Source organism: Cyclobacterium xiamenense (assembly GCF_009467825.1).
In the GTDB taxonomy this organism is placed as follows: domain Bacteria; phylum Bacteroidota; class Bacteroidia; order Cytophagales; family Cyclobacteriaceae; genus Cyclobacterium; species Cyclobacterium xiamenense.
In genome coordinates this window covers 67,635-86,807 of record NZ_WIOK01000002.1, presented here as the reverse complement: position 1 = coordinate 86,807, position 19,173 = coordinate 67,635, and the positions used below count along the sequence as shown (strand labels likewise).

Annotated in this window: 19 protein-coding genes; 4 read left to right on the top strand and 15 right to left on the bottom strand. The window is 50.9% G+C overall.

Going from position 1 to position 19,173, the window contains the following annotated elements; all coding sequences use genetic code 11:
* Window positions 1-3: 3 nt before the first annotated feature.
* From GCU44_RS01805 to GCU44_RS01785, 5 genes are all read right to left on the bottom strand, one after another.
* Complete coding sequence (locus tag GCU44_RS01805) at window positions 4-444, bottom strand: nitrous oxide reductase accessory protein NosL (protein ID WP_154852984.1); 441 nt, start codon at window positions 442-444, stop codon at window positions 4-6.
* Between the two features lie 2 nt (window positions 445-446).
* Complete coding sequence (locus GCU44_RS01800; protein ID WP_154852980.1) at window positions 447-1,037, bottom strand: hypothetical protein; 591 nt, start codon at window positions 1,035-1,037, stop codon at window positions 447-449.
* Between the two features lie 117 nt (window positions 1,038-1,154).
* Window positions 1,155-3,125 carry a Sec-dependent nitrous-oxide reductase gene (nosZ, locus tag GCU44_RS01795; protein ID WP_154852977.1) on the bottom strand — a complete coding sequence of 657 codons (1,971 nt, stop codon included), beginning with the start codon at window positions 3,123-3,125 and terminating at the stop codon, window positions 1,155-1,157.
* Window positions 3,126-3,150: 25 nt separating this feature from the next.
* On the bottom strand, window positions 3,151-3,642 hold the full coding sequence (locus tag GCU44_RS01790; RefSeq protein ID WP_154852974.1) for a c-type cytochrome: 492 nt from the start codon (window positions 3,640-3,642) through the stop codon (window positions 3,151-3,153).
* A 25-nt stretch (window positions 3,643-3,667) separates the two neighbouring features.
* Complete coding sequence (locus tag GCU44_RS01785; protein WP_194201667.1) at window positions 3,668-4,930, bottom strand: hypothetical protein; 1,263 nt, start codon at window positions 4,928-4,930, stop codon at window positions 3,668-3,670.
* A gap of 335 nt (window positions 4,931-5,265) precedes the next feature.
* Here GCU44_RS01785 and GCU44_RS01780 point away from each other — a divergent pair, with 335 nt between their 5' ends.
* The 3 genes from GCU44_RS01780 (at window position 5,266) to GCU44_RS01770 (ending at window position 7,181) form a co-directional block, all read left to right on the top strand.
* Window positions 5,266-5,883 (top strand): multicopper oxidase domain-containing protein, encoded by a 618-nt coding sequence (locus GCU44_RS01780; RefSeq protein WP_241684805.1) that lies wholly within the window; start codon window positions 5,266-5,268, stop codon window positions 5,881-5,883.
* Between the two features lie 188 nt (window positions 5,884-6,071).
* On the top strand, window positions 6,072-6,539 hold the full coding sequence (locus tag GCU44_RS23245) for a formylglycine-generating enzyme family protein (RefSeq protein ID WP_241684804.1): 468 nt from the start codon (window positions 6,072-6,074) through the stop codon (window positions 6,537-6,539).
* Window positions 6,540-6,575: 36 nt separating this feature from the next.
* A complete protein-coding gene (locus GCU44_RS01770; protein ID WP_154852971.1) occupies window positions 6,576-7,181 on the top strand; it encodes an SCO family protein in 606 nt (201 codons plus the stop codon).
* On the opposite strand, the gene GCU44_RS01765 is transcribed toward GCU44_RS01770, so the two are convergent.
* From GCU44_RS01765 to GCU44_RS01735, 7 genes are all read right to left on the bottom strand, one after another.
* The gene (locus GCU44_RS01765; protein ID WP_154852968.1) at window positions 7,178-7,576 is read right to left on the bottom strand and encodes a group III truncated hemoglobin; all 399 of its coding nucleotides are present in this window, start codon (window positions 7,574-7,576) and stop codon (window positions 7,178-7,180) included. The two genes, GCU44_RS01770 and GCU44_RS01765, sit on opposite strands and share 4 nt — an antisense overlap.
* Before the next feature lie 22 nt (window positions 7,577-7,598).
* Complete coding sequence (locus GCU44_RS01760) at window positions 7,599-8,042, bottom strand: RrF2 family transcriptional regulator (RefSeq protein ID WP_154852965.1); 444 nt, start codon at window positions 8,040-8,042, stop codon at window positions 7,599-7,601.
* Between the two features lie 6 nt (window positions 8,043-8,048).
* Window positions 8,049-8,537 (bottom strand): hemerythrin domain-containing protein, encoded by a 489-nt coding sequence (locus GCU44_RS01755; RefSeq protein ID WP_154852962.1) that lies wholly within the window; start codon window positions 8,535-8,537, stop codon window positions 8,049-8,051.
* Between the two features lie 94 nt (window positions 8,538-8,631).
* On the bottom strand, window positions 8,632-10,887 hold the full coding sequence (locus GCU44_RS01750; protein WP_154852959.1) for a TonB-dependent receptor domain-containing protein: 2,256 nt from the start codon (window positions 10,885-10,887) through the stop codon (window positions 8,632-8,634).
* A 324-nt stretch (window positions 10,888-11,211) separates the two neighbouring features.
* On the bottom strand, window positions 11,212-11,601 hold the full coding sequence (locus GCU44_RS01745; protein ID WP_154852956.1) for a hypothetical protein: 390 nt from the start codon (window positions 11,599-11,601) through the stop codon (window positions 11,212-11,214).
* Between the two features lie 50 nt (window positions 11,602-11,651).
* Window positions 11,652-12,758: a hypothetical protein gene (locus tag GCU44_RS01740; protein ID WP_154852953.1), complete on the bottom strand. Its 1,107-nt coding sequence runs from the start codon at window positions 12,756-12,758 to the stop codon at window positions 11,652-11,654.
* A gap of 10 nt (window positions 12,759-12,768) precedes the next feature.
* The gene (locus GCU44_RS01735; RefSeq protein ID WP_154852950.1) at window positions 12,769-13,503 is read right to left on the bottom strand and encodes a DUF542 domain-containing protein; all 735 of its coding nucleotides are present in this window, start codon (window positions 13,501-13,503) and stop codon (window positions 12,769-12,771) included.
* Window positions 13,504-13,827: 324 nt separating this feature from the next.
* Here GCU44_RS01735 and GCU44_RS01730 point away from each other — a divergent pair, with 324 nt between their 5' ends.
* Window positions 13,828-14,946, top strand: coding sequence for an alkene reductase (locus GCU44_RS01730; RefSeq protein WP_154852948.1), 1,119 nt, complete (start codon window positions 13,828-13,830; stop codon window positions 14,944-14,946).
* A gap of 157 nt (window positions 14,947-15,103) precedes the next feature.
* On the opposite strand, the gene GCU44_RS01725 is transcribed toward GCU44_RS01730, so the two are convergent.
* The 3 genes from GCU44_RS01725 to GCU44_RS01715 all read right to left on the bottom strand — a co-directional run bounded on the left by GCU44_RS01725 (window position 15,104) and on the right by GCU44_RS01715 (window position 19,145).
* The gene (locus GCU44_RS01725) at window positions 15,104-16,873 is read right to left on the bottom strand and encodes a hypothetical protein (RefSeq protein WP_154852945.1); all 1,770 of its coding nucleotides are present in this window, start codon (window positions 16,871-16,873) and stop codon (window positions 15,104-15,106) included.
* A gap of 166 nt (window positions 16,874-17,039) precedes the next feature.
* Window positions 17,040-18,407, bottom strand: coding sequence for a Gfo/Idh/MocA family protein (locus GCU44_RS01720; RefSeq protein ID WP_154852942.1), 1,368 nt, complete (start codon window positions 18,405-18,407; stop codon window positions 17,040-17,042).
* 162 nt (window positions 18,408-18,569) lie between these two features.
* On the bottom strand, window positions 18,570-19,145 hold the full coding sequence (locus GCU44_RS01715; RefSeq protein WP_154852939.1) for a uracil-DNA glycosylase family protein: 576 nt from the start codon (window positions 19,143-19,145) through the stop codon (window positions 18,570-18,572).
* Window positions 19,146-19,173: the final 28 nt, after the last annotated feature.

Below are 19,173 nucleotides of genomic sequence, written 5' to 3'. Positions count from 1 at the left end.
ACGTCAATAATTGGTTGAATTGGGTGGGCTACCGATGGTCTGCTTGACCTCTTCCCAGTCCATCCATTTCCCTTCCTTTGCTGCTGCCTGGGTAAAGGCCGCCACATTGCCGCCCATCGGACTCCGGTAGGCCGAATCCCGCTCAAAAACCAGCTCCTGTACATCCACCAGGGTTTCGGGGCGATCGTACGCAATGGCGAGCACCTGCGCGTAGTCGGTCGTCGCATGCTCCTGTAGGTAGGGAACCAGGCATTCGATCGCATCAAATTTAAAAACCCTTCCCTTACTGGAAACCAATTCCCCACCAAACCGCGGGTCGACGATTTTCATCTTGCAATTGACGCAATGGTCCTTTCCGAAATTGATCGGCTCCGGGGAAGTGCTGCAGGACCAAACGAGCAGACAGCATCCCTGCAATAGGCTATATTTGTACCAGCGATTCATGGCTATCGTGTGATTTTCCAACGAAACCACGCCGCCATAAAACCGAGGAAGCCCGCCAGCCCCAGGGCAATTCCGCCGACATGAGGATACGATTTGACGTAAAAATTGAGCAGATCTTTTTCGCCCAGCAAGGGCGGCATGTAGGTCATGCCCGGCACTTCGATGGGGGCTTTGGGGTCCAGGTTGTGGCCGTAGTCATACAGCCAAAGGTAGAAATCATAGATGCCCAACCCACCAAGAACAAGCAGCAGCATAAACCAAGCGCCATAATACCAGGTTTTATTGATCCAAATCCCGAGCAGTCCCAGCGTTATCAGCGCAGCCGCCACCTTGGGAAAGTAGCGCAACTCGGGAATGGATTCCGGATGAATGGCCTGCATGCCGATGTAGTGGTTCAGAATATTGATGTTTTTCACGATGTGTTTGTCGCTACCAGAAATCTTATTGATCCAGATATGCATCTGCAAGCCACCGGGAAACTGGGCCGCTTCCAGGGTGATTTGCCAAAGCGGGAACAAAAACACGAATGCCAAAGCAATTACGGCGGCAAGCTGAAACCACCTGGGTTTGGATGAGCGTGATAGGAGGGCCATATGGAAGAATAGTAAAGAGGAGTGAAAGCTACCGGAATTCCGGTAGCTTTCTGTTAGGTATCAAACGGGCACGTGCCGCGTTACGTGAATGGTAGCCCATGAGGGCTGCCCGGCGGCTTATTCGCCGCTGTGTAATGCTTCGTTGAGTCCCCATTTCAGTGGCACATCCGACCCCTCGGGCGAGACGCGCACGTATCCTGACATTTCCTGATGCAAAGCAGAACAAAAGTCCGTACAGTAGAACGCAAAAACGCCCTGCCGTTTGGGCTCCCAGAGTAAGGTACGCGTTTGTCCGGGCATCACCAGGATTTCTGCATTGGTAGCGCCCTGTATGGCCAAACCGTGCGGCACATCCCAATCTTGCTCCAAATTGGTCAGGTGAAAATACACCTTATCGCCCGTTTGTATGCCTTCGATATTATCGGGAGCCAGGTGGCTCCGGATCGCCGTCATGTACACGTGTACGTCCTTGCCGTCTCGTTCTACCCTGGATTTGCTCTCCCCCATCGTGACATGGGGATGGGTATTGGCTTCGATATCGAAGAATTTGACCGAGTTGGGCTGGATTTTATCAGCCGCGATGGCCTGGGCGTAGTGTGGCTCGGCCTTCGTGGGAAAGTCCAGAATCAACTTCATTTTATCCCCGCTAATGTCAAATAATTGCGCGGAATGGGCCAGTTCGGGTCCGGTAGGCAAATACCTGTCTTTGGTGATTTTATTCATCGCCACCAGGTATTTTCCATCCGGGTTTCGGGTTTCACCCCCGGGAATCACCAGGTGTCCGGGTGAGTAAAACGTGGGTTGCCGGTCCAGTATCTCCTTGCTTTCTACATCCCATTTTACGACTTCGGAAGAAATAAAGAAGGTGGTGTAGGCATTTCCCCTGCCGTCAAATTCGGTATGCAAGGGTCCCAATCCGGGCTTCTCCACGATTCCGTGCAACGCCGCTTCGTAGTTGATGATGGGAATACCGTCAAACTCCCCATCGAAGTTCTCTTCCTCGATGGCTTTCATGATTTTGCTGAACGAATACACCGACATATCCGCGGAGAGTTTTCCATTGCCCACGATGTATTCGCCGGTAGGATCCACATCGCAGCCGTGGGGGGACTTGGGTACGGGGATGAAATAGACCATATCGGGGCATTCCTTCGGGTCCAGTATACGGGTAAGGCTTCGCTCCGTGGACTTCACGACTCCGGATCCTTCATCCATCAGGTTGTGGAAATAGGAGGTTTCCCGCTCGGTAAATTTCCCTTGTTCCAGGTATTCCTCCGCCTTTTTCCAATTGACTACCGCCATCAGGTCTTTGTCTTTCTGGGAAGCATTTACCTCCAGCAAAGAATGCTCTTGTTCGGAATTGTACGTGGTCAAAAAGCTCCAACCGTGCGAGGCTGCCTTTCCGTTTCGCGCCAGGTCGTAGTTAAATCCAGGCATCTCAATCTGAAAGGCCAGGTCCATGTGCCCGTGTTCCGGGTCAACTGTCACGTAATTGATCAAGCCTTTGAAATTCTCTTTGTAGGTATCGATGGGTACGTCCTTTTGGGGAATGGGTACGCTAAAACGCGTTCCGGATACCAGATACTCCGAATTTTCGGTAATAAAAGGTGCGCAATGCAAACCTGCTACATCCGGAATCTCCAGAATTTCTACGGTTTCGAAGGTTTTCAGGTCTATCCGTGCGATCCTCGGCGTATTGTTACCGTTGACAAAAAGCCAGCGTCCGTCAAATTCCCCTTCGGTCTGGGACAATTCGATGTGGTGGGAGTCATCCCAGGGAACGAAACCGTAGGAGGTATTGAACATGGGCTTGGTTTCTTCACTGTATCCATAGCCATTTTCCGGATACTGCGAAAATACCGGGATTTCTTTCAGCAGTCTACCGGATGGAAGGCCGTAAGCGGTAATCTGGCCGCTGTACCCTCCGGATAGGAAAGCATAAAACTCGTCGTACTCGCCGGGTGCTACATACGCCTGTTGCGCAGCATCCCCTTCCATTAGTTGGCCGGTATCTGAGCCTCCGCAGCCATACAAGGAGACAATAAGTCCTGCTGCAAAAGAGGCCGTTCTTAACAAGTTGGTTCGCATAGTTACTTGGGTTTAGGGGTATGTGTTATATCGCCTGGTCTTTTTGACCGGCTTTTTCTACATCATTATGCCGGAAAAACTCCAGGATTTTCCTGGCATCATCCGGCTTGATATTCTGGTTGGGCATGCGGGTCATGCATTCTTCCAATAGCTTTTGTGCAGCAGGATCCTGATCCAGCATGGCATCCACATTGGTAATCATGTTCATGATCCACTCCGGCTTTCTCCGATTGGTCACACCCTGAAAACCGGGCCCGACCACGCGCTGATCGGTCAGTTTGTGGCAGGCCGAACATTTCAGGTCGTAGATGGATTCGCCGCGTTCTATCCATTCGTCGTTTAAGGGATCAGAAACTTCCACTTCGGTAAACTCACCGACACCCTTTCCCATTTTGATGGTCTCGGGAACATCGTTTTCGGCAGCTGTTTGGGTAGCATTTTCCGACTTCTCCGGTCCCGCACAGTAAAAAAGAAGGAGCAATGGCGTGCCGTAAAGCAATCTCTTCGCATATCTCATGGTTCATTGGGTTTAATTCGAATTCTTAATTTTCCGATTTTCGAGTATGAATATCTTTTTTTGATAAATAAATATACCTAATTCTGGTGTGAAAATAAAATTTACTGAAAAGATCAACTAGATATGTAACTATTCCCAGAGATAAGAAGAAGGCGTTAACCAATAGGCTTTCGTAAAACCAGGTTAGCCGTCCCCATTCCATCCAGTAATACAGCCCTTGTAGAAACAGGTAAGCCTCGGAGCCCAAAAAACCCAAACAGAAAAACAAAAGGCTTACATAGAGCCATGGACCCGTTTTTTCAGCCTTCTCTCCTGGATGCATTGCAAACAACAAATACGCGGAAAAAAGACCCAGCATGTTCAGATGAATGAATCCAATGATGAGCGGCCGTACTAGTACCGCCATTTCTGCCAGGCTGGGAACCACCAAAAGTACTTCGAATAAAACCCGAATCAGGGCCACCAACAGTGCTACCTTAGCAAAGGCCGAACTGGGGTGATGGAGGCTTACCGGTGTTCGCGCCCGCAGGCTCCGGTAAACAATCAGGGCGCCCGCCAAAAGCTGCATCGCTGCACCCAGGGCATGACCCAGATACCCCAGATAGCTCCCGTATGCCCAAAAGATAACCAGGCCAAAAGTCAAGAACTGGCTAAAGACCAGGATTAGGAATACCGGGGGAAAATAATTGGCAAATACCTCTATGGGTAAACGCTTTGCCACCAGGGCGAGCAAAATGAACAACAACCATCCGTTAAATTGGAAATGGAGGTAAAATTGAATGGCCACCTGATACAGGATGCCAGACTTGCCACCCGTTGCCATCAGCACCGCTAACAACCAAACCCCTAGTGTAGAGAAAACCAGGAAAAGCAAGGCGGTTTTCAGCAGCAATGACACCCGGATATCGGTACGGTCGTGGTCCCTCCAAACGGAAAAAACCATGAGGTAACTCACAAGCAGGTGAAGGGTGGTGAAAAAAATCGAAAACCCTGCGTATCCCTGCATGGGGAAGGCCAGCATCATTCCGGTAACGGAAACCTGTGTAAGCCAGAAAATCCACGTATATAGCGATTTTCCTGCTTTTTTCTTCGGTAATAGCGTTGCATGAATAAGCAAAAAAAAACCCAGATATAACCAACCGAGGAGCGCTACGTGCGAATGCCCGTGAAGCACATTCCGGTAGTCCATCCAAGCAATCTCCCAGACAAAGGCCGCACGAAGAAGCACACCAAAACAGGCAGCGATCAAAAAATTAAGCATAGCAATCAACACCCAACATTTCCTCATTGATCCGTTATTTGAAGGAACATACCTGTCCAAAACCATACATCGTATTTAAAGAGGAAGATGACACCCGTGTATTTCCTTCTATTTTTCGTCTGGAACAAAATTACATATAATTTTAGGATATTTTTATCTTTTTTTAAAAAAGTATGACAACTACCATGTGCGCAGCTAATTTTCTCACAATATTCTATTCCCATGGCCCGCTATCTTTGTTCCATAATCGGTCGGAATCCTTGATGAAGACCGCATGTTTGGTAAACATTTAAGCACATTAGACCATGAAACATACACAAGCAAATCCATTTAAAGGAGTTTTTTAACCTATTATCTTTTTATTGATTGTAGGATTGTCGGGCTGCGGTAGCGAAGCCGCCAAAACGATTCATCAACCCGAAAGTGTTGCCGTCCATTCCAAAACAAAGATTTTTGGAGAAGAGAAAGCGGTACTGACAGCACCGCCACTCCTTCCTCCCCCCGCGGGAAATCGACCCGCTAAAAAATTGTACATGGAAATGGAAATCATCGAAAAAGAAGCCGAAATGACCGATGGCGTCACCTACATGTACTGGACCTTTGGCGGCTCGGTACCGGGTTCCTTTATCCGTACCCGCGTGGGTGATCTGGTGGAATTCACCATCAAAAACCACCCCGACAACAAGCTTCCACACAACATCGACCTCCACGCCGTGACCGGGCAAGGCGGCGGCGCAGAAGCCTCATTCGTAGCACCTGGGCATGAAAAAACCTTTTCCTTCAAGGTAATTAATCCCGGACGCTACGTGTACCAAAGTTGGGGAACAATGGTACGGTCATCCAGCCGGAAATGGTCCAGGCCCGAAGAAAATGAAACCGGTCCTACTCCTTATCCTACTCGGCATGCAGGCTCCAAGCCTGCATGCCCAAATGGTCGCCATTTCCGGCGGGACCTACAGGCCCCTCTACGGTACCGGTGAAGAACTGGTTCAGGTGGCGGACTTTTACATGGATCCGACCCCGGTCACCCATGCAGATTTTCTGAAATTTGTCCGGGAAAACCCCAAATGGAGAAAATCGGAAGTAGCCCGCCTGTTTGCCGACGAGCGGTACCTGCTTTTCTGGGAAGACGACGATACCTTTCCGGAACGGTTAAAAAAACAGCCCTGTGGTTCAGGTTTCCTGGTTTGCTGCAAAAGCCTATTGCGAATGCCTGGACAAGCGCTTGCCAACAATAGACGAATGGGAATACGTGGCCATGGCCAGTACCGCCGAAAAAGACGCCCGGAAGGACAGCCTATTTACCCGGGCCATCCTGTCCGGCTACGAGCAACCCAAATCCTACCTCACCCACGTAGGGAATCAGGAGCCCAACATCTGGGAAATCCATGACCTACATGGACTGGTCTGGGAATGGGCCGAAGACTTTAACGCCATAATCCTGACGGGCGAATCCCGAAACAACGGCAATACGGATTTGGGCTTGTTTTGTGCCAGCGGAGCGCTCGGTGCCAATGACCTGATGAACTATGCCGCCTTTATGCGCTATGCCATGCGCTCCAGCCTAAAGGCCCGCTACTCCCTGACCAACCTGGGCTTTCGCTGCGCGGCGGATTTGCCCCTACCCAACAAGTAACTAGAAATCTTTCGTAAACAAAAAACAACTACCGCCATGAAAACCGCACAGCTATTTATTATCGCGATTTCTCTTTTGTTGCTCAGCTGCAGTCCCCAGGAAAAAAAGGGTCCCGCCATGAATCTGGCCGAACCGACCACCGTTAACGACATGTCCATCTACCAGCTTCCCTCCGATTGGAATACCCACCGGGGCAAGTCCATTTCCTTCGAAGATTTGAAGGGGCAGCCCTTGGTGGTGGTCATGATCTATACCGCCTGCAAAACGGCCTGCCCCAGGCTGGTTGCGGACATGCGGGCCATCGAAGCGAAAGCCGCACCGGACGTATCCGTACCACCGCAATACATTCTGGTCAGCATCGACCCAACAAACGACCATCCCGAGAAATTAAAGCAATTTGCAGCCGATAACGGTATGGATGGGGAGCAATGGCTCTTTTTGCAAGGCACGGAAGCCGGTGTAAGGGAGTTTGCCAACGTTCTTTCCATGAAATACAAGCGAATCGACCCAATCGATTTTTCCCATTCGAACATCATCAGCGTTTTCGATACAGAGGGAGTTCTTACCTACCAGAAAGAAGGCTTGGGTCTGCAAAACGACGAAATCATCGCGCAAATTCTACAGGTATCCCAGAAAAACTAGCCAATTGGGTGGATGGAGTGATCCCGGTAATAGGCAATTTTGAGCTGAAACATTTCTGCCATTTTCGCAGCGCGCCATCGGGCCTCTTCCGCCTTTTCTCCCGTGAAATTTTCTTCCAGCGTTTCCTCAAATAATTGTAGCCAGCGACGAAAATGTGCCGCGCCGATGGGCATGCTTGCATGCGGCGTAAACGGACTCCCCTGGTACCTGTGCTCCTGAAGCAAAACGGTTTGCCAAAACCGGTACATTTTATCCAGGTGAACGTCCCAGTGATCGCCGATTCGCTTGTCGAAAACAGGACCCAACAAGTCATCGTTTCTTACCTTACCGTAAAACAAATCCACCAATTCGCGAATTTCTTCCAGGGTACCAATTTCTCTCTTCTTCGCTTCCACTTTCCCGTCGTTTATTCCTACATCAGGTAACCATAACGGTGGAGAGTGTCGCTTTTCCAGAAGACACCTCCTCCGCTAATTCCTTTAAACTTTTGTCCGCCAACAGGCGCGTGAGTCCCTCCCGTATGACCTTGTACTCACCGTGAATGGGGCAAGGATGCTGTTCCGAACAATGCTTCAAGCCCAATCCGCAGCCCTTGAACAGGGAATCACCGTCGATGGCAATTACCAGATCCAATAAACGCATTTTTTCCTGGTCCGTGTCGATATAAAATCCTCCGTTCGGCCCCTTGGTCGAACTAACCAAATTTTGCTTCGCTAGGGATTGTAAAATCTTTGCCGTGAAGTATTCCGGGGCATCAATTTCTTTGCAAATATCCTTTACGCCGAGTTTGATCCCACGTTTATTCTGAGACCAAATGTAGATCACTGCTCTGATCCCGTATTCACAAGCTTTCGAAAACATGCGCTTCTAGTTATCTTTTTTCCAAAATTCATCTTCCCATATTTCGTCCGCAAACCGGTGACTTGCGGCTATTTTTTTTCCCAAGCGCTCCAGCCTCTCGGGTGATAGGACTGCCTGCATGTGTTCAAACAGGGTTCGTTCTTCAAACCGAATGTGTGCTTCCAGACGCTCGGCTAATTCGTCCAATGGCTGGGACATCGCTTCCGGCGCTCCCCGCTTGATCCCGTCAAAAGTCGCTCGAATCGCTTTGTGCTGCTCCTCGGCCTGTTGCCGCAGCGAATCATTCGCCTCTAAAATGGGAAACACCTCCGCTTCTTCCAATTGAAAGTGAGGAAGAATCCGGTGCCCAACGTAATAAATCACGTAATCGCGAATACGCGTAAGGCGTACCTCAAAGGCCAGCCCTTGCCGGATCTTCCACACCAATAGCAAGCCAAAATGGTGGTCCCTCGACAAGGGTACCAACGCTTCGTGCCTCTTTAGTGGTTTATGCATGGATCGTTTTTTCAGTTGTTTCGCTTTCTTTCAAAAGTAAACAAAAACAAAGATAATCAGATTACCGGGCAAATAAAATACTTAATTATCTTTTTTAGAAGTCTACACTAACCATCAACCTAAAATTTCGGCCGGGTGCAAACAACGGCCCGGCCTGACTTCGTATGGGTCGGTTCAGGTGCTCGTAATACGTCTGATCCAGCAAATTGTGTACCGAAGCCCGGAGCGTCAGGGCGGGCAGCAACCGGTACCCTCCCTCCAGGTCCACTAAATGAAACCCGGGCGTGGTGGATTCACCAAAGCGGGAAGAGACGCGATGTTGCGCAGCAACAGCCCGCCATCGAAGCACCGAAGTCAGCTTTCCGTCCAGGTGCTTTCCCTGCAAGGAATAGCGTAGATCCAGGGGCGCAATTTCCGGGAGGGGTTCCTGATGCCTGAGATCCTGACCATAGGTATAGGCGGCCATAAGGGATTGCGACCAGTTGCCGCCGATCCGGTGCTCAATGGACCATTCCATCCCGGTTTTTAGTACCTCCTCCACATTGATAAACTGCCTGACTCCGGGACTTTGGGGCAGTCGGGGTGCAAGATCGGTGCGAACTCCCGTGATGTAGTCATTCAGGTAAGCCCCAAACAAGCTGACTGAGATGGAAAGGCCTTCGGTGCGGTGCTGAAGACTCAGGTCGAATTGGTTGTTGGTTTCGGATTGCAGTTGTGGGTTCCCCAGAAGCTCGTAGGGATCCAACCCTACCGGAAAATAATGGATGTACCGCTCGGTAAGGCTGCCGCTTCTGCTGACGCGGGCAAGCCAAATACCGATTTGCCAGCGATCGCTGAGGTCATTTTGCCATCCCAGCGACAAACCCGGGTTGGCTTGAACGGTGGAAATTTCCTCAAACTGCTGGCTGAATTCAACGGTTGGGTCCAGGGCCTGTGCCCGGTTCATGTCCAGACGGCCAGAGATGCTAAACATCCCTGCTTTCAAGGGAAGCGAATAGGCGGTAAAAACACCGAATTTCTGAATCAGCGCCTCTTGCCAGGCATTGTCCAACAGGGTTTTGCCTTCGTTCGGTCCCATCAGAAAGGTCCGTTCCCGCGTTCCTTCAGCCTTTTCGCTTCGGAAATCCAGACCGGCAAACAGTCGACCGGTACCCGGGTGCCATTCTCCTTCTACCCGTCCCCCTGCATTGGCAGTTTTTGCCGGCGTTCGGGCATCCATCATCCGGCGATTTATCTCGCGTAAGCCATTGTCCATCAAATGGTCTACTTTGCTAAGGTAGGCCGATTGGGTAATGGATTTTAGCAGCCGCCCCTCAAAGGACTTCTTAAATCTGGCATTTGCCATCCAGGTATCGTCTTTTCGTAGGTCCATTGGCAGCGTTGGGAACGCCACGTCGCGGGCAAAATTCCGGTTAAGATTCACCGACAAATTTTCTCCCGCCCCGGTGGCAAAATCCCCGTAGAACCCGACGGAGGCGCGCATAAAGGAAGCGGGTACGGTATTCCCTGCACCGTCCCGGTAATCCGAACCCCGGGACCAGGAACCGATAAGCCCCATATCCGCCTGCTGTGTTCGCCAACCCAACTTCCCTTCGTTTCGCAGCACCTGCCCGTTTTGCTCCCACATACTTGAAAACCTGCCGTAGGTAGCCGGGTTTTCGACAAATTCCGGAGCTTCGCTCACAAAGTTTAGAGTTCCACCCAGTCCAATCCCGTAGCGCAGCGCATGAGGCCCTTTGAGTAATTCCACCTTTTGCATCCGGCCCAGCGCTATCTGGGAGGTAGGTGGGTCCATCCGGTTGGGGCAGGCCGCAGTGGCCGATTGCAATCCGTCCACCACCACATTGATCTGATCGTATTTAAAGCCCCGCATCACCGGGTCAAAGCCGAAGGCACCACTCTTGCGGATGGAAGAAATCATGGGGTTTTCGTTGAGCAAAGCCCCCGCGTCGTGATGCAGCTTCTCCCGGGCCGAAAAGGCAATTTGCTGATCCTTTTCCTGAGGGATGCCAATGGAAATGACCGAAACCGGCGAAAGCTCCATCCATTCCGGCTGCCAGGTACTGCTGCCAGTTTCCCAAAGCCGGTCAAAAGCGGATTCGGTTAGTTCCCATGTCCCGTACCGAAGGTGTTGCAACCGCAACCTACTGCCCGGATCCCTTCGCAAAAAGATCGTTCCGGAAGTATCGCTGCTCCCAAGCTGTGTACCATACCGATATCTGAATCCGGAAATGGGCGCACCATCCTCCGCATCAAAAATCTGCAAAGGTTTGCCCTCTTGGGCATGAATAATCGCAAGTGGAGCCATCAATAGCATGGCTTGTAGCACATATATAAAGATCGTTTTCATTGAAATCAAATTTTTGGATTTCCCGAATGGGGAAATGCGTGAAACAGGGTACCGTTGGTTAGGAACCGTGAAGGTGTTACGAAGATACTGACTGGCTTTTTTGAATTGTGTAGCATGTATCACCCTGGGTCTTCTCCTTGGGGGAAAGCCAGCAACTGGCTAGCGACAGGGGGGCATGGGCAGCGAACCGTCTGGCCAAAAGGGGTGCTACCTATCATCGTATTTCTACGCACAGGGATACCCGATTGAGCGGTACCGGGAGGCGGTATTCCGAAGGTCTACCGTCACTACTGCCATTGCCTGGCTACACCGTAAGAAATAAAATCAAAGCCGGGGCGGGTGAAAAATACCAGCAGGAAAAACTTGACCACTACCATACACGGTGTAAACAGCCAGGCGTTGATCGGGCATTTTGAAACCGAAACGTGCCGGGAAAACATAGGCGGTCGCAAGCACAAAAACCGCGGAGATTGACTCCACCAGGCGAAGATCGTGTGGCTGTTCCGTATCGGCCGCCTTTTCCAATCGCCGCCCCAATTCACAGGATCCCGCGCAATTCATCTCCGGCTTGTCCAAATTGACACAAAACAAGGCAGCAATCGTCTCTCTGTTCCACATAAAGTCCAACTGAATCAGGGACAGCGAGACACTCTGCACGAGCAACAAGCCTGCCAGTAAAAAGGGAACGCCGTAGGATACGATTCGTTTAGCCATGGTTTCTACGAACAAAGATACACAAGGAACCACTCATTGCCTATCCTTTTTTATTCCAATCCAGATCGTTGACTCCCGGTTTGCATACCGGAAGATTTGAGGTGGATAGCTCGCCATCGAAAACCCACGACCAGGGCCATGGACAGAAAAACAGCAATGATGGAAAACCCGTTAAGCGCACCAAAGAAAAAGCGCCAGGAAGGCCAGCCAGCCCAGGAGGAGGCGATACGTGCTACCAAACTAAGCTGAAAAACTCCCCATACCCACCACAGCAGCGGATGGAATACGTCAACTTTAATCCCAAAGACTGCTGGAAAGATAATCGGCGCATGTGACCAGATCATCGAAAAGACAAATCCCAGGAAAAAGGTATGCAAATACAGGTCGTAATGAAAGGGGTGGTTGTCCAGGAAAAGCAGTACCAGGCCATGCAGTACCAGCCAGGCATAGCCCACTAATAACCCAAAACCGATGTACCGAAACTTACCGGGCTTTTTGACCCCATGGCGCGCCATGTCGTAGCGTAGCAGCCAAATCCCCACACCCAGCGCCGAAGCACCCAAAACTACTCTCCCCCACAGGTGAAAGGGCAGCAATAAACCGATACAGTGGGCAGCTAGCAGCAGGTACAGCAGGCGGTACATGCGTATCGGAACGGACAAGTAGCGGCTTAACTCCAATCGTTCGCCCAGGATGGTAAAAAACAAAAATGCCATCCACCAGCCGGTAGAAAGGACCACAAAATCGGTGTAGAGATACGTGAAATTTCCCAACATCCAACAGGCGCCCCCAAAAGCAATGAGGTAAGTAGGCACATCCGACGTCCGTAGCGATTGCTTGTACAGCAGCACCAGCAAACCCAGGCTGGCAATCAACAAAAAAATGGCTCCCGTTTTGTGCCAACCGCCGAGAAATAAAGGGATGGATAGTCCACTCAGTAAGGGAAGCAGTAGCCAGGCCGGGTTTTTCATGACTACACTCCGCTCCAGAGAAATGAGGGTACCCAGAAACCCACCCACCATCAGGACTCCGTGATGAGCCGCTGCCAGGGGAGCCGAAAAACCACCGTATCCCAGCCTCAACCAGCCTCCCAAGAGTCCGGCAAGTAGGCCACCAACCACAAGCGGTAAGAGGTATGCAGGGGGTATCTTTTTCATGTAAACTGAGTTAAGCCCCGGCACCAACTTTCTCAGCCACAGCTAGCGCCTTTGGAAAAAGAATGTTGTTTTCCAAATGGAGGTGTGTCTTCATATCCTGTTCAAAGGCGGCCAATTGTGGAAACAGTAGTCGCTCCCAATAACCTGCTTGTGCAGGCAGGGAAAAATTATTCGTAATGTCTCGGATCTGCTGCAGCCATATCCCCTCTTTTTCATGCTCCCGAAACAAGGTAATGATGGAGTGCCGAACCGTACCGAAATGCGGCGCAGCAAAGGGAATATCGCCCTCTTCATTGGCCTCCATTTTTCGTAGATAGGGAAAAAGAATTCGCTCTTCGCGTTGGATATGGTCTAACAGGTCTTCCGCGACTTTCCAAAATACCTGCTTCACCTCGAATAGGATGTCCATTTGTTCGGACGGTTCATGCAATGCTTCCTTGAACAAATTCACCAGTAAGGGAATTTGTGTTTTTACGTACCGATGATGCTTCCGCTCAATATAACTGGCCAAAAGCCCCATCGGCCAGAAATCAAAGGAAAACCGCGGCGAAGCGTGATGATCAACATAGGATTGCAGTTGGTCTGCGATCTGGTCCAAGGGGATCGATAGGCGCTCACAGGTATCCGATAGGCGCTCCGATCCACGGCAACAATAATCAATTCCGTACGCGTCAAAAACGTCGGTTGTCCAGGAGTTTGCCGTGACAATGGCTCCCAAACTGGCTGTTCGCATGTCCAAATCCATCCTATACCGTAATTTTTTGTAACCAATATGTTTTTGAAGAAATCAGGGATCCTGAAGCGCGCCCGGACCCCATCCCTCCCATCGTTTTCCAAAGATACTACATATCTGACAAAAAGGATATTTTTATCTTTTTTTGTCGGCCAAATAATAAACCGACTGGTAGTCATGGAAAAATCCGTATTTCGAAGAACTCGTTACCGATCAAGAGAACTTTTCATGTAACTACATATGTTGTCTACACACCCTACCGATTCCGCCTGCCTGGCAGCTGCGTGATCGGCAGGATTGAAAAAGAAACCGACGTAGCTAAACCAACTAGAAATTATGAAAACCAATGCGTTACTGACGGCCTGGAACATGGCGGACCTGAATCTAAAAAACCGCATCCTGATGGCGCCCATGACCCGTAGCCGGGCGGATAACCCGGAAAAGGCCCCTACGGAGCTGCATGCAACCTATTACCGGCAACGGGCGACGGCCGGACTTATCATTACCGAAGGCTCCCAAATTTCACGACGAGCGGTAGGGTATGTCAACACCCCCGGAATCCATACCCCCGCTCAGGTGGAAGGATGGAAAAAGGTTACCGAGGCGGTTCACGAGGAAGGCGGACGTATCTTCATTCAGCTTTGGCACGTAGGGAGAATCTCCCACCCGGATTTTCACGGGGGTGATCTGCCCCTGGCTCCGTCTGCGATCAATCCGGAAGCCAAATCCTTTACACCGGAGGGATTCAAAGAGACCGTCACTCCCAAAGAGATGAGTCTGGAGGAGATTCAGCAAACCATTCTGGATTTCCGCAACGGCGCCAAAAACGCCCTTGAGGCCGGCTTTGACGGGGTAGAAATCCACGCATCAAACGGCTATTTGCTGCACCAGTTCTTTAGTCGCACCTCCAACGTTCGCAGCGATGCCTACGGGGGAAGCATCCCGAACCGGGCCAGGATTCTCTTTGAGATCATCGATGCGATAAAGGAAGTTCTTCCCGAAAACCGCGTGGGTGTTCGCCTAAACCCCTCCCTGCACGGTTTGTTTGGAATGACCCTGGACGAAGAAACGATCCCTACCTTTGACTATATCGTCGAAAAACTAAACGACTACGACCTGGCCTACCTGCACCTGTCCGAACCCTTTACGGATGTGTCCAGCTTGCCCCATGCAGAAACGCAAATCGCCAAAAGGTACCGACCAAAATACCGCGGAAACCTGATCATCAACGGCGGTTTTGACCGGGACAAGGGCAATTTGTTTCTGGAGAAAGGCCTGGCTGATGCCGTTGCTTTTGGCAAACCCTTTGTTTCCAATCCCGATTTGGTCAGCCGCATCGCAAAGAATCTGCCCCTTACCGAATGGGACCAGGATACCTTTTACATACCGGGAGCCAAAGGATACACGGACTACCCCACAGCGCATGAAGTAAAAAAAGAGCAGGCTGCCGACTGATTGGAAGCGACGCACTAAAAAAGGCAAGCCCGATCCAAAATGGGGTCGGGCTTGCCTTTTTTGTTAAGCACGCGTCTTCATTTCAGGAAAAACATCATCAGTGGCGCCCGGGAAATCCTGTTCGCATACCTCCGTCCGCCTCTGTATGGGAAAACTATTAGACCTGTTCCAATTCCCAGGTCAATCCCAGGACTTGCTCTTTCAATTTCGCCAGCAGCACTTCGTTCTCTGCTGTCCATAGAGAGGTTAACTCTTGGTAATAGCCAATTCCGTCTGCCAGGTTCTTTCGGAATTTCTCCACATAACTTTCGAACTTCCGTGCATTTCCGGGTACTGCGGTCTCGATTTCACTTTTCAGGTGTTGCACGTACAGCTGCAATTCTTTCAGGAATACGTGCGGCCGCTCAGCATCCAGCGTCAGCTGTATCTTGCCGTAAATATGGTCCACCATTTCCTTTAAGCTAAATGTCCCTTTGAAATAGGCCAGGTTGGGTCCGGGACAAATGGTCACTGCTTTCAGATTTCTCCGGGGTGTTTCCCCTCTGGCAAGTATGGCAGGCGCCGATAAGCCCTCGCACAAACAATCCTTATCCAGGATTTCTTCCAGGGCTGATGCGGAAATTTCTCCGGCCTGTTGCTGCTTGATTTTTAAGAGTTGGTATTGCCTGGAAGCGGTACAAATGGGCTTATCCGTAAATTCCGTATTGGTGGACAGAAACTTCTTGTAACAGGGGCTTCCCGGCCGCTCCCGGTCGATACGTGCCTTTCGCTGTTCCTCTCCACTGCTGTTTCGAAGATTGTTGAAAGGAATACCCAAGGGAGAGGCCCGACTCAGGTAAAAGTCCGACTTTTTGGCCGCTAGCAACCGATCCAGGGTATCTGAATCCACACTCGTCGCTTCGGGCACCAGTAAAAAGGGGCTCCCCCAACCCGTTCCATCCAATTCGTAGGTGTTGAGTAGCATTTCGTTTTCCTCGGCGGTCCCGATACCGCCCTGGTAGGTGATTTTCGGGCGCACATTCTCCGGCAAGGAGGGCAGGTTTTTTTCCTGTAGGGCCTGCTGACAAAGGCCTAGCAACTCCTGGCGAAGGGTTTCCTTGTTTTCCTTAAAAGACTCCAAAATCGGTCCCGCCAAAAACCCGTCCGTAGCAAAGGCATGCCCTCCGCAATTCAACCCGGACTCAATGCGAAATTCCGACACCCAAAGTCCTTTTTTTGCCAAAAATTTCCCCTGAATCAATGCCGACCGGTAATCGGAAACTTTCAAAATTATCGGCTTTTTCAGCTTCCCCTCCCGATCCGGAAAGAAATCCGGAAATTCGCCCAGGTAGCTGTACAAAGCAGGGTTCATACCCGCAGAAAACACCACCCCGCCGCTTACCTCACTCTGAGCGAATCCGCGCAACGCGGCCAGGGCATCGGAGAATTCGCGCGGTAAGGCCTGCCCGTCCTTATCGTAATTGAGTTTATCGACCTTGGTCATGATGTTCACATCAATGCTCCCCGGTACGATTTCCCTTCTTAATTCCTCCTGCAAAGCCAGCTGTTCGGTACCACTTGCCTGCTGCATGCGGCTGTATAGCCGGTAAAGGGGATGGGCTTCGGGCAATAAGCTGAAATACGTATCTATCTCGCTGTTTTTGCCAAAAGCCTGGTTTTTCAGTTCCTCAACCTGCCCGGTCACGGCAGTCTGTAGAAAATCCAAGTACTCCCGGACCCTACGTGCCCGTGCATCTGCTGTTTTTTCTTCGATGGGTACGTAGGGAATTCCCAACTTTTTGGAATAAAGTCGCCGCATTTCTTCCAGCAATTGATCGTCCATAATGGAAACAACGGAGGCGATTCCAAAGCGGGCAACTTTCAGCGGGCTATCGACCGTGAATCCCAGCCCCATAACCGGGATGTGAAAACTATGAATTTTTGACATAAAGGGTAATTTGATACGGTAATACGTGCTCTTATTGACGATTCAAAAAGAGTGGAAATACAAAGCTACTCCCTACACCTACCAAAAAACCTAAAAACCCTCAGCCACCGAACTGACTTTCGTCAGGAAAAATGGACTTTCGGGCAACGTACTCCCCTGAGCACTGCTAAACCTGTAAGCTCCGGTAGAGCGAAGCCCAAGGCTCCCGCATTTTTCTAGCGAGCAACTGATTCGCGGCAAAATTCCCAATAAACTGTTCCTTAACCGGATCCCAGTCCAGGTCCTGTCCCAACATCATGGCGATATTCCCCAGGTGCGCCAGAGTGATGGACCGATGCCCCACCTCTGCGGGCGCTACCGTTTCTTCACCCGAAAGGATGCAGTCAATAAAGTTTTCGTAATGGTTGTCGCTTTGGTAGAGCGTTGTCTCGTTTGGCCCGATGACGGTATCGATCAATGTTTCCGGTGTGGTTTTGTGATCGCCCCGGGTAGCCCAGGCCGAACCTTCCGATCCATGAAAGGTCACGCCAAAATCCTTATCGCTTTGAATGATTAGTTTGACACCGTTTTCATAGATACATTCGAAATAAAACCGGGTTGCGGTATTCCATACCGGGTGATCGGACCAAACGGCCTGGGCATTCTGGATCTTTACCGGTCCGGTATGATCCGTACCCATGCCCCACTGGGCGATATCCGGGTGATGCCCACCCCAATCGGTGACATTCCCTCCGGAATAATCCATGATCCAACGGTAATTGACATGGGTGCGGCAGGGACTGTAGGGGGCTTCCGGTGCGGGACCCAACCACATATCGTAGTCAAAATCCGAAGGCACGGGAACCGTTTCCGTCAGGTGACCGGTTTTCCCAAAGTCCGGTGTTCCACCCGGAAGACCACAGGTAACGGTGTGGAGCTCTCCCAACCTACCATTTCTGGCTAGTTCGCAAACTCGCCGGAAATGATGGCTGGAACGCTGCTGACTACCCGTCTGAAACGTGACGCCGTACTTTTTAACGGCATCGCTCATGGCCCGACCTTCCTCCACGGTCAGGGAAAGTGGTTTCTGGCAATAGATGTGTTTGCCAGCCGCTGCCGCCATCATCACCGGAATGGCGTGCCAATGATCGGGAGTGACTACCTCTACGGCATCGATGGAGTCGTTTTGCAGCACTTCCCGGAAATCGGTATAGCCCACTGCGGAACGGTACGATTTTCCTTGCTTTTCGGAATAATAGTCGTCTACGACTTGCCGAATGTACTCCCTACCAGCCACCTTTCCGTTCCAGTACCCGGGACTTTTTTTATTCACGTCGCAAATGGCAGTAACCTGTACCCGCTTGTCCGGCAAGAAGCCCCGCACGTCATTCCCGGCCTGATTCCCAGCGCCGATAAATGCCAGGGTGATGCGGTCCGAAGGAGGTACGAACCCATCCCTTCCCAAGGCTGCTGCCGGAATGTACTGGGGAATACCAAAAACGGTCCCTGTGGCAAGGGCCGCTTTTTTTATAAATGAGCGTCTTGAATTTTTCATGTTGGAAAATACGGGGATTTAGCCATGGAAACAAAAAAAATCCGGTAAAAACCGGGCCTGGCAGCCTTATATGGGGGATAGTCAGGCTATCCAACCAACAAGCTGCCGATTGCAGCCCATCTAACCAAATAATTCGGGACCTCCTATTACTGCAACACCTTGCTAGGCGCCCAAAATTCCCTGAATGTAGGACCGAAGGACCGGAACCACTTCTTCCTCAAACCAGGGGTTCCGTTTTTGCCACCGTTTGTTTCGGGGAGAAGGATGCACCAGAGGAAAAAATTCCGGCAGGTAATCGGCAAAATGCCGGACCGTTTCCGTTAGGTTTTTCTTGCGGCGTTTCCCCAGGTAATACTGCTGCGCATACTGTCCGATAAGTAAGTTGACCTGGATATCCGGCATCCTCGCCAACAGGTCCCTGTGCCACAACGGAGCACATTCTGGGCGAGGCGGCAAATCGCCCCCCTTTCCTTTACCCGGATAGCAAAAACCCATGGGCACGATTCCAAAAACGCTCGAATCGTAAAACACGTCCGAAGGTACTCCCAGCCAGCGCCTCAGCTCTTTACCGCTGGCGTCGTTCCAGGGAATGCCGGTGGCATGCACTTTGGTACCCGGAGCCTGGCCAATGACCAGTATCTTACTGCGTTCGCTGGCAGCAAGCACCGGATTGGGCCCCAAAGGAAGATGGGCCGTGCAGTGGGTACAGCCCTTAATGCGCTCCAAAAGGTCTTTCATCGCCCCAAAGGTACGAATCTCTTTGCAA